This is a genomic window from Exilispira thermophila (assembly GCF_055389015.1).
This window is the reverse complement of the sequence record NZ_AP042476.1, coordinates 545167-557916: the sequence shown is the minus strand read 5'-3', so window position 1 is coordinate 557916 and position 12750 is coordinate 545167. Positions and strand designations below refer to the sequence as shown.

Sequence of the window (12750 nt, the reverse complement as noted above, 5' to 3'; positions counted from 1 at the left end):
TATAACCTTAATGTGAAAACATTATTCCTCTATCTAAAAATTCATTTTTTTCAGGACCTGTTGAAATTAAACTAATTTTAATTTTAGTAAATTTTTCTATGTAATCTATAAAATTTTTAAATGAATCGCTATTTAAATCTCTAAATCCTTTAAATTCTTTATAAACAGGATCAAAATATTCTAAATGTGACACAGGGAAAAAATTATTATATTCCTTATATAATCTATCAATAATCATTAGTTCATCATCACTTACATTTTGTAATTTATCTTTACTTTTTATTTTATAATCAATACAAATATAAATTTTTTCAAAATCATATAAAATATCTGCTTTTGATAGTATAAGATCAGTTACCCCATTAATTTTTGCATAATAATTAACTTGCGTTAAATCTAACCACCCACACCTCCTTGGACGCCCTGTAGTAGCACCAAACTCATTACCTTTTTCTCTTAATAATTGACCAGTGGTATCATTTAATTCAGTAGGAAATGGGCCATTACCAACTCTTGTAAGATAAGCTTTAAACAGTCCAAAGACTTTTCTTATTGATTTATAACTAACACCCGCACCTGAAATAATAGATGAAACTATTGTATTTGATGAAGTTACATAAGGGTATGTTCCAAAATCAATATCAAGACCAGACCCTTGTGCACCTTCAAATAAAATCTTCTTCCCATTTTCAAGTTGCTGATTTAAATATAATTCAGTAACTTTTATATATTGTTCTAACCTATCTCTATAACTATTAATAAATTCGATATTTTCAATATATTCTTTATCACTCTTATTAAGACCGAGTGATTGTAAATAATTATCAATTCTATTTTTAAATTCAGGAATATATAATTCAAATAATTTAAGGCCAGTCCTATTAATTTTTGATGAATATGTTGGACCTATCCCTCTTTTAGTAGTTCCAATGTTATTTTTTTTATCTTTAATTGAATCAATTTTTTTATTTATTGGAAGAACTAAAATAGCTTTATCTGAAATAAAAATTCTACTTTCTGTATTAACTCCCAAATTTTTAAGATCTTCTAATTCTTTAAAAAATACCTCAGGGTCAAATGTAACTCCATTACCAATAATCCCAATAGTTTTGGGATTTAATAATGAAGAAGGTATTAAATGGAAAACTACCTTTTTCCCTTGATAAATTACAGTATGTCCTGCATTAGCTCCACCTTGAAATCGTACAATAATATCATATTTATCAGATAATAGATTAATAATTTTTGCTTTACCTTCATCTCCCCACTGTAAACCTAACAATACATCACAATATCCATTTTGCTTCAAAGGTTTTTCCTTAATAATTATTTTTTTTATAAGTTATACTCTTTTTATAATAAAGTTTAAAAATTATAATCTTATTTATAATAAAGTTTAAAAATAGTATTAAAGTTTGTTTTTTTATAAATATTTTTGTATTTGTAAATCATTGAAGAAATATATTTACCTCCCATATAATTCATTGCATAGTATGATACATTTAAACTGGAAGAAAGAGGTACAACTCTAAAAAAATACTTCCCTGGTTTTAATTTTAATTCAGGAAAAATAAATGAAACATATAAACCTTTAAAAGAATTTTCTCCATAACTAATTGATGAAGATGTTTTAATATATGATTTACCAATTACATCACCAACTTTACCATCTACATTTTTATAAATATATACAGCTAATTTTCCACTACCACTATACTTAATGAATGGAATAGATATTTTTTCTAAAGTGATTTCTTTATCCAAAATAAGTGGTTGATAAAATCTACTAGGGACTAATGGTAGTTCAATAAAATTAGTTTTATTTCTATAATCAATAATGTTATCTTTTGATTTATCTGTTTTTTTATATTTAATATATGAAATTACTTCATTTATATCATCTAAATTAATAGGATCCAAATTATATTGTTTTAAAATTTCAGGATAGAAACAAATTGTTTTATTATTATCTTCATTTAAAGATTCCATTTTATAATCAATAGACTCTTCTGAAGGGCTAAATTCAACATTATCAATTATTTGAGGCGATTCAGCATCAGTTTCAAAAGTGAAATAGTTTGTATTTACAAAGTTTAAAGACGATCCAAGTTTTATAAAATTTACAAAAGAAGATGCAAAATATTTAAATGGATCAAAATACAACCATCCCTTCGAAGGAAAATAGATTTCTAAAAAACTATAGATCCCTTTTTCAAATTTTAAACTTAATCCCTTAAAACTGGTGATACTGGCAGGCAAACTATAACCTATAGAAGCTTTAACTGGAATGTTAGCTGCTCTTAAAAGTGCAACAATTAAATTTAAAATTCCCTCACGGCTCCCTTCTCTATTAATGAGCACTGACAAAGCATCATAATTTTTGTGATCAGGATTAAATTCAATATTTGACTTAACCCAATTAAAAATATTATGAATAACCTTTACTTCAAGATTTTCATTTTCACTTAATTTTCTTGCAAGATATTTTATCTCATATTTATCTGTTTGAGTAAATTCAGTTGGTTTTAAAAATGTTATTACATCCTGTGAAGATGAAGATAAATCTATTGGAAAAGTATCATTAAAACTATCAAAATTAGCAAAAGATGTTATTAAACCATTAAATTGAAGTTCAATTGTAATAGCTTTCATCCCTTCCCATCTAACATGCATTATCTTGTTACCAAAATCGTCTGTATAAATCTCCTGTTTCTTAGGTTTTCTAGGAGATAATCTAATATAAAAACTTGTATCTGATATTGTTTGTGAGCTATTATAATTTTCAAAATTTTGAGGTAAATACATTTTTAGATCGAGGTATGTTGCTTTGCCTAATTGAATAATCGATTTACTACTATATAAATTAAAACTTATCCTTGTTTTTGAATCTGAAGTAAGATAAACTATCGAGTTATTAAAAACTACTACAATTATTAAAATTATAAGAATAAATACAAGTTTTTTCTTCATTATGTTGCCTGCTTTTTTTTAACTTTTATCATATTGAGTTTTAAAATCAATATCAATTGGTGATGTAAAATTCTATATATTTATACTTTTGTTATAATTTGTGAAGTTAAGATTTAATAATAAAAGAAAAATGTTCCGATTAATATAAAGATATGAGTAATTTTAAAAGAAAATATTATTTTTTAATAATTTTATTAATTTTATTATTTATCACTTTTTTTAATATATCTAATATATATTCCCAAACAAAGTTAAAAATTTTAAGTAAAGAAAGAGTTAACTTTCAAAAGGCTTATAAATTTAAGAACAACTATTATATTATAGAATATTTTTTTAACGATAATCTTGAATATATTGTCTCAAAATACTACATTGAACAATTTTTACTTCCAGTTTTTATAAATAAAGGGTTTAAAGAAATAAGTATTAGTGATGTTGTTAAAATACCTCAATTACGTATGGAAAATATGATGCCACAAAATGTAAATTTTAAAATATTTAAAGAACTTTATTATGATATTATTGATATTGGTTCATTAAGTTATAATTATCAAATCCTGGTTGTTTTTTCTAAAAAATTTGGAAACAATTATCTATTAAGGTTATTTGAATTTAAATTATTTAATATTGAGCATAACCCACCAAACTTCATATCAGGTGGTGTTTACCTTGAAGTAACAAATACTGAATTTAAAATTCTAAAAGAATTTTAAATTTCTGAATAGTTTCATATAACTAATAAAATAACAAATTATCTTCTTATCTGTTTTAAATTTATTTTAAAGTTATTTTAAAGTTATTTCAAAATATATTTATTTAGTTAGTTATTTACCATTTCAATTTTCGAGTTTTATAATTTTGGCAAATTTATATTATTTTTAAAATTCATTCAATACTTAATTTTTTATTGAAATCTCTTTATAAATCCAAAGAATATATTGTTATGGAAATTTTTTAAAATTTATGTATCTTTCTTTAAAAAAGTTTATTTATTATTTTATAATAATTATAAGTTTAATTTCTTTTATATAGCAATTTAAAAAGTTTACTTTGTTATATATATTTAAACTAAAAATATTAATTTTATTTTTATAACAATTTAAATTAAAAAATTTAATTTATTTTTTATATTTAATCTGGTTTTTATACAATTTAAATTAAAAAATTTAATCTTGTTTTATAACAATTTAATACTTAAAAAACTACATCTAAAAATCAAAAGGTAGTAAATATGGTAAAATTAAGACATAAAAACAATAAAATCTGCTTTGTAGGTGGTGGTACAGGAGGGCATGTTATTCCCGCAACTGTTGTTGCAAATAAATTTATTGAAAATAATTATAATATATTCTGGATTGGTTCAAAAAAAAAGAAAGAACTTGAAAGTAACATTTTAAAATCTAATCTAACAAATTATGAAAAATGGAAAAAATATTTTATCCCTTCTGGTAAATTTAGAAGAAGTAAAAATATAATTTTAAGTCTTTTAAACTTAAAAAATATTATTGATATATTCAATATTATCATTGGATTTGTATACTCTTTTTTCATACTCCTGAAAGAAAAGCCAATAGCTATTTTTTCCAAAGGGGGATTTGTGTCTGTACCAGTTCTCTTAGCAGGATATCTTCTAAAAATTAATTGTTACACTCATGAATCAGACTACACACAAGGTTTAGCCAACAGAATAAATGCAAAATTTTCTAAAAAAGTTTTTTATTCATTTCCTGATTCAATTAAAAACAATGAAAGCTCTAAATATATCTATTCTTCAAATCCTATTAGAAAAGATTTTTATGAAATAAAAAAAGTTAATTTAAATGTTCAATATGGATTTACATTAGAAAAACCAATTTTATTTATAATGGGAGGTTCTTTAGGAGCTAATAGAATAAACAATTTTGTTTTTAATAACATAAATTTTTTAAAAAAATATTTTAATATTATTCATCAAACTGGAAAAAACAATATTAAACTTGAAAAAGATTTATCCTATTATCCAATAGAGTTTATAAACGAGGGCATTAATATAATTCTTCAAAATTCCTATCTTATTATATCAAGAGCAGGAGCTAATTCTGTTTTTGAAATCATGGCATCTAAAACACCAGCTATTTTTATCCCTTTACAAATAGCTACAAGAGGTGAACAGATTTTAAATGCAAAATATTTTGAAAAAAGAAACATGTGTATTTCAATTGATGAAAACAATCTTGAAAAAGAACTTAAAAATGCAATTGAAAAATATCTGGATAATGAATTTTATAATATGGTAAAAAACAATTTAGAAAAAATTAAATTCCCACATGCAGAGGATATAATTTTTAATATTATAAAAAATTCTATCTAATATTATGAGTTTAATTTATTTTCTGGTTTCTCTTTTTACCAAATTCTTATAATAAATATGTTGTTCAAAAGTTTCTGAAAAATAATGTGTGCCATCAAATTTTGCAACATAGTATAAGTATTTTGTATTTTCCGGGAAAAATGCTGCTTTTATAGATTGTAAAGATGGATTACAAATCGGTGTTGGTGGTAAACCTTTATGGATATAAGTATTAAAAGGGGATTTAACCTTTAAATCATCAAGATCTAATCTTTTCTTATGTTCCCCAATTGCATATTCCACTGTTGGACATAAACCTAAATACATTCTTGCTTTAAGCCTATTATAAATAACAGATGCAATTATCGGTCTTTCAAAATCAACCATAGCTTCTTTCTCAACAAGTGAAGCTATAATAATTTTATTATAAAAATCTTTTTTAGAATAGTTTTTTATATCAATTATTTCTGAAACTTTCTTGAAAAAATAGTCAACAAATATTTTTACAACATCTTCATTTGAAAGATCCGAATTAAATATATATGTTTCAGGGAAGATAAATCCTTCAAGAGTCTCTTTATATATTGGGTAATTTTTAAGAAATTGTTTATCAGTTGCAATATTTAAAAATTGCTTTTTAGTCATTATTCCTTTTTTCTCAAGTAAACTTGCTATCTCTTTTAAATTTAAACCAGGAGGGATTGTTAGCTTGTATTTAATTGAATCACCATTTTTAATCTTTGATAATATTTCTACTAAGTTGCTGTTGTTTTCAAATTTGTAAACACCATTTTTAGCAATATAATCTCTATTAGCTAAAAAATAGGGATAATATGTAAAAATAATATTATGAACTATACCAATTTTATGCAATTCATTAATTACATTTTTTAATCCCCAGCCTCTTTTTACTTCAAATTCAATATCACCTTTTATTTTATAAAAATACAAATTATAATAAATATAAGTTCCTAATACAGATACTGAAAATATAATTATAATTATAAATAAAATTAAAATCTTTTTAAACATTAAAAACTCCACTTCTTAACATAAATTAATTTTAAGATAGTAAATATATAAATATTTTGATAAGAAAATAATATATTTATATATTAAAATATATGCAAAACATTATAAATAGGTCCATCCTTTTTTAAAATCGATCTATATAATTTCAACTTAGAAAGTTTAATTGAATACTTAACATCTTCAAGTTCAAACATTTTAATTGGGAATTTTATCCTTCCCAATGTAATATGAGGTTTAAAATCCCTTATCTCCCTTTTGAAACCTAATTTTTCTAAACTTTTATCAATTTCAAAAAAATTATTAATAAGTTTTTCATTGTCATTTAATATTGCGACTAAAACCCTGGTTCTATTAATAGAAGGAAATCCGGATATTCTTTCAACATTCAAATAGTCATCAATATCAACAATCTTTTTATAAGTTTTTAAGTTTTCAATATTCTCAACAATATCTTCTGGAACATCATATTCACCTAAAAATTTTAATGTTAAATGGATATTTCCAGGTTTAACCCATCTAATATTTTTAAATTTTTTTTTGTATATTTTAGTTTTAGACAATAAATATTCTTTTGCTTCATTATCAATATCATAAGCTAAAAATAATCTCATATTGTAACCTTAAATATAAATTTGTTATCTGTAAATCAAAATTAATTTATTTTATTTTTTTTTAAAGAAAAAAAATTTACAATAATAGTTTTTTGATTAATATAAATCTTAAATTAAAACAGATTTTCTATTAACTAAACTTATCAAAAATTATTGATTAAAATTTTATAAAAAAGATTTATTAAAAATTAATTGAAACAAAAAATTATATGTATAAATTTTTTATATTATAAAATTATTAAAACAAAAAATACATATAAATTTTTATATTACAAAATAATTTAAAAAAAAAATAACTAAAATAAGAAAAACAATAAATATTGCAAAATTAACTAAAAATATATTATTTATAAAACATTAAAAGGGGTCTAAAAATGGCTAAATTTAATTTACAAAACAAAGTTGTTATTATTACAGGGGCTTCATCTGGTATTGGAAAAGCACTAGCAATTAATCTTGCTAATAAAAAAGCAAAAGTTGTTTTAGCAGCTAGAAGTCTGGAAAAACTTGAATCAATTTCTAAAATGATTGAAAATCAGGGAGGAGAATCATTACCAATAAAAACCGATGTTTCAAAAAAAGAGGATTGTAAAAATTTAATTGAAGAAACAATAAGCAAATTTGGAAAAATCGATGTTCTAATAAATAATGCGGGAATAACAATGTTTTCAAAATTTGAAAATATAAAAGATCCTGACATATTTAGAAAAATTATGGATGTTAACTATTTTGGAAGTGTTTATTGTACTTTTTATGCGCTTCCTTATTTGAAAAAATCAAAAGGGATGATCATTACTATATCAAGTTTGACTGGAAAAGGGGGAGTACCTACAAGAACTGGATATTCAGCTTCAAAACATGCTCTTGTAGGGTTTTTTGATTCATTAAGAATTGAACTAATGGAATATAATGTTTCTGTAATGCTTGTATTTCCAGGATTTGTTAAATCAAATATCAGAGAAAATGCTTTAAATCAGGATGGTAAAATTGCTGGTAAAAGTCATATTAATGAAGAAAAAGCAATGAGTGCAGAAAAATGTGCAGAAATTATAGTAAAGGGGATTGAGAAAAAGAAAAGGGAAATTGTAATGACATTAAAAGGGAAACTGGGAGTATGGTTAAAATTAATTTACCCATCACTGGTTGATAGAATAGCTAAAAAAACAATTGAAAAATCATAAATTAATATATTGCAAAATAATATCAATGTACTAAAAACTGATTGTAATAAAATTGCAAGGAAGTAATGTGTTACCATCAATTTTTGAGATATTTAAAATAGGAATTGGCCCAAGTTCTTCACATACCTTAGGTGCATTAAATTGTGCTAAATCTTTTGTAAAAGAAATTACCCCTATTATCAATGGAATTTATAATAAATATAAGCAAAATAAACAAAATGAAATTTACAAAATTAACAAATTTTTTTCTATTAAAATTACACTGTATGGAAGTTTTGCTTTAACCGGCAAAGGACATCTTACTCATTATGCAGCTGTTGCTGGTCTTACAAATTATAAAATAAATATTAAACATACTATAAAAGATATATTTTTTGAAACAAAAAATAAAAAATTTATAAAATTAAAAAATATAAAAATTTCATTTGATCCAGAAAACGATATAATCTGGAACAAAGATATTACAAAAATAACTCATCCTAATACTATTGAATTTACCCTTTATAAAAATAATACCCCAATTTTTTCTTCAACTTATATATCTATTGGTGGTGGAAATATTAGAAAAATTGAAAACAACAAACTTTTAAAATTAAATTTAGAAAAAATAGATATAAAAGGAAATCCAGCATACAACAAAATTGATAAATTTAATCAAATTATTGAATATTGTAAAAACAATAAAATTAATATTATAGATTTTTTCTATTCATTACATGAAAAAGTTTATAATTTTAAATCACATATTATTAAAAAAAGATTAAATGAAATGTGGCAAATAATGCAAAATGTTATTGAGAAAGGATTAAATACTGAAGGGATACTTCCTGGTTCACTATTACTGGAAAGAAGAGCAAAAAAATTGTATTATAATTTTATTAAATCAATCAGAAGTTCAATAATTCTTTCAAATACAATTACATTAGCAAATATTTATGCTATTGCTGTTGCAGAGGAAAATGCTTCAGGAAGTGTTATTGTTACAGCTCCAACCTGTGGTTCTGCAGGTGTTTTACCTGCTGTATTAAAAACTTTAAAAGAAAGGTATTTTCTTAATGATAAAAAAATAATTGAAGCTTTAATTGTAGCTGGAATAGTTGGATCTGTAATATTTAAAAATGGATCAATATCTGGAGCAGAAGTAGGATGTCAGGGTGAAATAGGAACAGCCAGTAGTATGACAGCTGCAGCAACAACTTATATTTTAGGAGGATCATTGCACCAAATTGAATATGCAGCTGAAATTGCACTTGAACATCATCTTGGTTTAACCTGTGATCCTGTTGATGGTCTTGTACAAATTCCATGTATTGAACGGAATGCTGTTGGTGCTGTAACTGCATTAAATGCTGCAAATATTGCTCTTTTAAGCAATGAAAAACATCATATAAGTTTCGATAATGCAATTAATGCTATGAAAGAAACTGGTCTTGATATGAACAATAAATATAAAGAAACATCTTTAGGTGGCCTTGCAAAAGTTTTTAAATGTTAAAAAAGGGAAACTAAAATAAAAATTAAAGTTTCCCTTTTATATATTTTCATCAAATTATTTTAACTTATTTTTTATCGATATCCAGTAACCTTTTTTCTCCCTCAAGTTTTTTAAGTTCAGTAATATCCTGTAAAACTTCTAAAGTTCCAAGATATTTCCCGTTATTATCATAAACTGGATAATAGTTAATATAAATAAATTTTCCATGATGTTCAAACCAGAAAGGAGCTTCATCCATTGTTTTGTTTTTAAAACCATCAAGGATAAAATTTACTTTATCCACACTTTGAGGTGGATGACATTTTTGAACTTTCCTTCCTAAATCCATTTTAGTTCTTGGAAATACTCTTCCTTTTTTAGGTGTATTAAAATACTTTACAGTATCTTGTGCATCAACAAATGAGATATCAATATTTAAACTATCAAGCATAGCTTCAACAACTTCAACTGGTAAATCTTTTAAATTCATTATAATTCCTCCGTTTAAAAATTATTTTTTATTTTAGCAAATTATTTATTACTCTCCAATTTTGTCTTCAAAATAGCCAAGATTATCACATTCTTCTTTAATATCGTTCCATTCTTCATCAGTAATTACTTCTAAAGCAATAGAATATAAAATATTTTGTTCTTTTTGAGTATGAAATCCAAATTGTTCCAATAAACTTATTGCATTTCCATATAGTAATTTCACAAATATATCCCATTTTTCATCTCTTGACTGGACAAGCTTCAACATCTTCTTTTTTAAATTTTTCATATCAGTATGTTCCATCCACATAATTGCTGGAGGTTGTTCAACTCCATGTCTTTCTAGAATTGGAAACAATGTGTTTTCCTGTCTTACATTATGGTTTTCAGCTTCAAGTAGCTTTTTAATTATAATCTCAATCTCTTTTAATTCTTCTTTTCCTTCATCATAAGAAGATTTTTTAGATACCTTTTTAACTAATTCAACAAGTTCATTCATCAATTTTAAAATAACCTTATGATCTCTTTGAAAAGAAGCAATAGGATGATCTTCAGGAACTTTAAGATCAGGATTCTCTATTTGATCTTTGAACAATTCCATATGAATGTCACATACATTAGATAGTTCTTCAATTGGGAGACCTTCATTAACTAATTCCTGTTCTACCTGAGCAATGAGCAAAGGATCAACATCTTTTATAATATCCTTAAATTCTTCTTTTAATTTATTAAGTTTTGTTTTATCAATTTCAGATTTTAAATTTTTTAATATGACTTTTAATTTTTCTTTATTTTTTGCATTATTAATAGAACTAACATCTAAATTTTTTCTCATTCAAAACTCCTGTATTTATTTTTTTATATTTATTATATATTTTTATTTATTATCTTTTATTTCTTTTATTGTCTTACCTATTTTATTTCTTTTATTATTGTTACTGTTTTTATTTTATTGTTTATCGCTTATTTTGAAATATTATATTTATCCAATTTAAAAATATATTATTTTTATCTATTTAAATTATCTTTGATATTGTTTTAAACAATCATTTAAAATTATAACTACTTAAAAAGTTTCTAATTTTTATAAAAATAAACATGAAACTCATCTTCTTTTATTTTTTCTGTATAATGTTCTATTCCAGATTTTGCTAAATAACTGATAACAGGTAATGGTTCAAATGTTTGTATTAATATAAAACCTTCTCCTGTTTTAAGTTTTTTTGCTTCATTTGTTATCTCAGGAAAAGGATCATGTCCCAGATTTCTAACATCCAGTATTTTAAAATTATCTTTTTTATCCATCCATAAAGGTTTTTCATTATTATTTTCTAAAGATTTTTTTAAAAAATTATCTTTCATATTAACAATCCTGGATTTTTCATAATTAAAATACTCCTCTTCCTTCCCTATTGTTTCATTTAATTTATATAACATTTCTTTAAGATAGACTTTTCCAATTGATGCAGCCTTTTCAACTGTTGTAAACTTTGCAACAGTATTAAAGATAAGAGGATTTTCAAGTTTTTTAAATTTTGGAGAAATTTCTATCAAAGTGTCCTTGATTTCAGGATATTTCTTTACAATATTATAAATAATATCATTTTCTTTTATAAAACTCATAATTATCACCTTCTTTTAAATTTGTATCTTTTTTATAAAATATATTATTTTCATCATTTCTTAAATTAATCTTATCAATATTGGAAGCATTTATATTTTTCAAATAATTTCTAAATTCTATATAAAATTTAGAAATAACAGGATTAAAAATACACTTTGTAAAAGGGCATTTTTTTCTTCCCATTGGGCAGTTTTTTATTACTAATTTACCATCAAAAAGTTCATAAACATCAAGCATTGTAATATTACTTAAGTTACCATTTATTGTATACCCACCCTTTGGACCTCTTATTGCATTAACCCATCCAGCTTTTTGCAATCTTTGCATTATTTTTGAGACATGATTTTCAGATGCTCCTAAAATTGAAGATATTTCTTTTACCCGTAAAGGGTTATCCCTGTTTTTATATAAAACTGTAAGACTATACATTCCTAATAATGCTGCTTCTGAAATATTTACTAACATAATTATCTTTTCTTATTATATATTCTCTTTCTTTAACTTATAATTTTTTTTATTATTTTTTCTATATTATATGATTTTATAAAATAATATTTTTATTAATTTTTAATTTTATTTTTTTAATAAAGAAAATAAAACATTTTATTTAATTATTATGGTATTTAAATACCTAAATACAATTTAATACTTTTCTTTTATATTGTCAATATTTTTTTTTAAAAAATTTATTTTAATTATTGTTTTTAATTATATAGCATAATTAATGCACATTGTTATTTGACTAAAACAACAAATTAACATTGATTAATAATAACTACATTTTAAATTTAATTAAATTAATAAAAATGGAGTTCATATGGAAGTTAGCAAAGCTATTGAAGAAAGAGTATCAGGAACCTGTTGGTTAGGTGCATTTTATCAAGATCAAGTTAAAAAACTATTAAATATTCCTGATAACATAAATGTTGTTGCAATAACCCCCCTTGGGTATCCTGATTCAGAAGCAACAAAATATCCTACATCAAGAAAATCGCTAGATGAAATTGTTTGTTATAACAAATATTGTTAATAAATAC

The 12750-nt window shown here is 23.3% G+C and carries 13 protein-coding genes; 5 read left to right on the top strand and 8 right to left on the bottom strand.

What is annotated here, in order from left to right; translation table 11 throughout:
- Positions 1–7 precede the first annotated feature (7 nt).
- Positions 8–1309, bottom strand: coding sequence for an adenylosuccinate synthase (locus ACZ5EC_RS02350; protein WP_464303359.1), 1302 nt, complete (start codon positions 1307–1309; stop codon positions 8–10).
- A 71-nt stretch (positions 1310–1380) separates the two neighbouring features.
- Positions 1381–2970: a transglutaminase-like domain-containing protein gene (locus tag ACZ5EC_RS02345; protein WP_464303358.1), complete on the bottom strand. Its 1590-nt coding sequence runs from the start codon at positions 2968–2970 to the stop codon at positions 1381–1383.
- Between the two features lie 152 nt (positions 2971–3122).
- Here ACZ5EC_RS02345 and ACZ5EC_RS02340 point away from each other — a divergent pair, with 152 nt between their 5' ends.
- Together ACZ5EC_RS02340 and ACZ5EC_RS02335 are read left to right on the top strand one after the other, a co-directional pair.
- A complete protein-coding gene (locus ACZ5EC_RS02340) occupies positions 3123–3683 on the top strand; it encodes a hypothetical protein (RefSeq protein WP_464303357.1) in 561 nt (186 codons plus the stop codon).
- A gap of 518 nt (positions 3684–4201) precedes the next feature.
- Complete coding sequence (locus ACZ5EC_RS02335; RefSeq protein WP_464303356.1) at positions 4202–5320, top strand: UDP-N-acetylglucosamine--N-acetylmuramyl-(pentapeptide) pyrophosphoryl-undecaprenol N-acetylglucosamine transferase; 1119 nt, start codon at positions 4202–4204, stop codon at positions 5318–5320.
- Between the two features lie 15 nt (positions 5321–5335).
- Here ACZ5EC_RS02335 and mltG read toward each other — a convergent pair whose 3' ends face one another.
- Together mltG and thpR are read right to left on the bottom strand one after the other, a co-directional pair.
- Entirely contained in the window at positions 5336–6331 is a 996-nt protein-coding gene (mltG, locus tag ACZ5EC_RS02330) for an endolytic transglycosylase MltG (RefSeq protein WP_464303355.1), read from the bottom strand.
- A gap of 83 nt (positions 6332–6414) precedes the next feature.
- Positions 6415–6942 carry an RNA 2',3'-cyclic phosphodiesterase gene (gene thpR, locus ACZ5EC_RS02325; protein ID WP_464303354.1) on the bottom strand — a complete coding sequence of 176 codons (528 nt, stop codon included), beginning with the start codon at positions 6940–6942 and terminating at the stop codon, positions 6415–6417.
- Positions 6943–7316: 374 nt separating this feature from the next.
- Between thpR and ACZ5EC_RS02320 the strand changes: the two genes are divergently transcribed.
- Both ACZ5EC_RS02320 and ACZ5EC_RS02315 read left to right on the top strand, forming a co-directional pair.
- Positions 7317–8123, top strand: coding sequence for an SDR family oxidoreductase (locus ACZ5EC_RS02320; protein WP_464303353.1), 807 nt, complete (start codon positions 7317–7319; stop codon positions 8121–8123).
- A 67-nt stretch (positions 8124–8190) separates the two neighbouring features.
- Positions 8191–9618 (top strand): L-serine ammonia-lyase, encoded by a 1428-nt coding sequence (locus ACZ5EC_RS02315; protein WP_464303352.1) that lies wholly within the window; start codon positions 8191–8193, stop codon positions 9616–9618.
- Positions 9619–9682: 64 nt separating this feature from the next.
- On the opposite strand, the gene ACZ5EC_RS02310 is transcribed toward ACZ5EC_RS02315, so the two are convergent.
- The 4 genes from ACZ5EC_RS02310 to ACZ5EC_RS02295 form a co-directional block, all read right to left on the bottom strand.
- On the bottom strand, positions 9683–10087 hold the full coding sequence (locus ACZ5EC_RS02310; RefSeq protein WP_464303351.1) for a PAS domain-containing protein: 405 nt from the start codon (positions 10085–10087) through the stop codon (positions 9683–9685).
- A 48-nt stretch (positions 10088–10135) separates the two neighbouring features.
- The gene (locus ACZ5EC_RS02305; protein WP_464303350.1) at positions 10136–10924 is read right to left on the bottom strand and encodes a DUF438 domain-containing protein; all 789 of its coding nucleotides are present in this window, start codon (positions 10922–10924) and stop codon (positions 10136–10138) included.
- Positions 10925–11166: 242 nt separating this feature from the next.
- A complete protein-coding gene (locus ACZ5EC_RS02300; RefSeq protein WP_464303349.1) occupies positions 11167–11712 on the bottom strand; it encodes a DUF1858 domain-containing protein in 546 nt (181 codons plus the stop codon).
- Entirely contained in the window at positions 11690–12178 is a 489-nt protein-coding gene (locus ACZ5EC_RS02295) for an RrF2 family transcriptional regulator (RefSeq protein WP_464303348.1), read from the bottom strand. Before ACZ5EC_RS02295 ends, ACZ5EC_RS02300 begins: the two co-directional genes overlap by 23 nt.
- A 352-nt stretch (positions 12179–12530) precedes the next feature.
- Between ACZ5EC_RS02295 and ACZ5EC_RS02290 the strand changes: the two genes are divergently transcribed.
- Positions 12531–12743, top strand: coding sequence for a nitroreductase family protein (locus tag ACZ5EC_RS02290; RefSeq protein WP_464303347.1), 213 nt, complete (start codon positions 12531–12533; stop codon positions 12741–12743).
- Positions 12744–12750 lie beyond the last annotated feature (7 nt).

Coding starts and splice junctions, on each gene's coding strand:
- ACZ5EC_RS02345 (WP_464303358.1), bottom strand. CDS start 2,970: ATGAAGAAAAAACTTGTATTTATTCTTATAATTTTAATAATTGTAGTA.
- ACZ5EC_RS02340 (WP_464303357.1), top strand. CDS start 3,123: ATGAGTAATTTTAAAAGAAAATATTATTTTTTAATAATTTTATTAATT.
- ACZ5EC_RS02335 (WP_464303356.1), top strand. CDS start 4,202: ATGGTAAAATTAAGACATAAAAACAATAAAATCTGCTTTGTAGGTGGT.
- mltG (WP_464303355.1), bottom strand. CDS start 6,331: ATGTTTAAAAAGATTTTAATTTTATTTATAATTATAATTATATTTTCA.
- thpR (WP_464303354.1), bottom strand. CDS start 6,942: ATGAGATTATTTTTAGCTTATGATATTGATAATGAAGCAAAAGAATAT.
- ACZ5EC_RS02320 (WP_464303353.1), top strand. CDS start 7,317: ATGGCTAAATTTAATTTACAAAACAAAGTTGTTATTATTACAGGGGCT.
- ACZ5EC_RS02310 (WP_464303351.1), bottom strand. CDS start 10,087: ATGAATTTAAAAGATTTACCAGTTGAAGTTGTTGAAGCTATGCTTGAT.
- ACZ5EC_RS02305 (WP_464303350.1), bottom strand. CDS start 10,924: ATGAGAAAAAATTTAGATGTTAGTTCTATTAATAATGCAAAAAATAAA.
- ACZ5EC_RS02300 (WP_464303349.1), bottom strand. CDS start 11,712: ATGAGTTTTATAAAAGAAAATGATATTATTTATAATATTGTAAAGAAA.
- ACZ5EC_RS02295 (WP_464303348.1), bottom strand. CDS start 12,178: ATGTTAGTAAATATTTCAGAAGCAGCATTATTAGGAATGTATAGTCTT.
- ACZ5EC_RS02290 (WP_464303347.1), top strand. CDS start 12,531: ATGGAAGTTAGCAAAGCTATTGAAGAAAGAGTATCAGGAACCTGTTGG.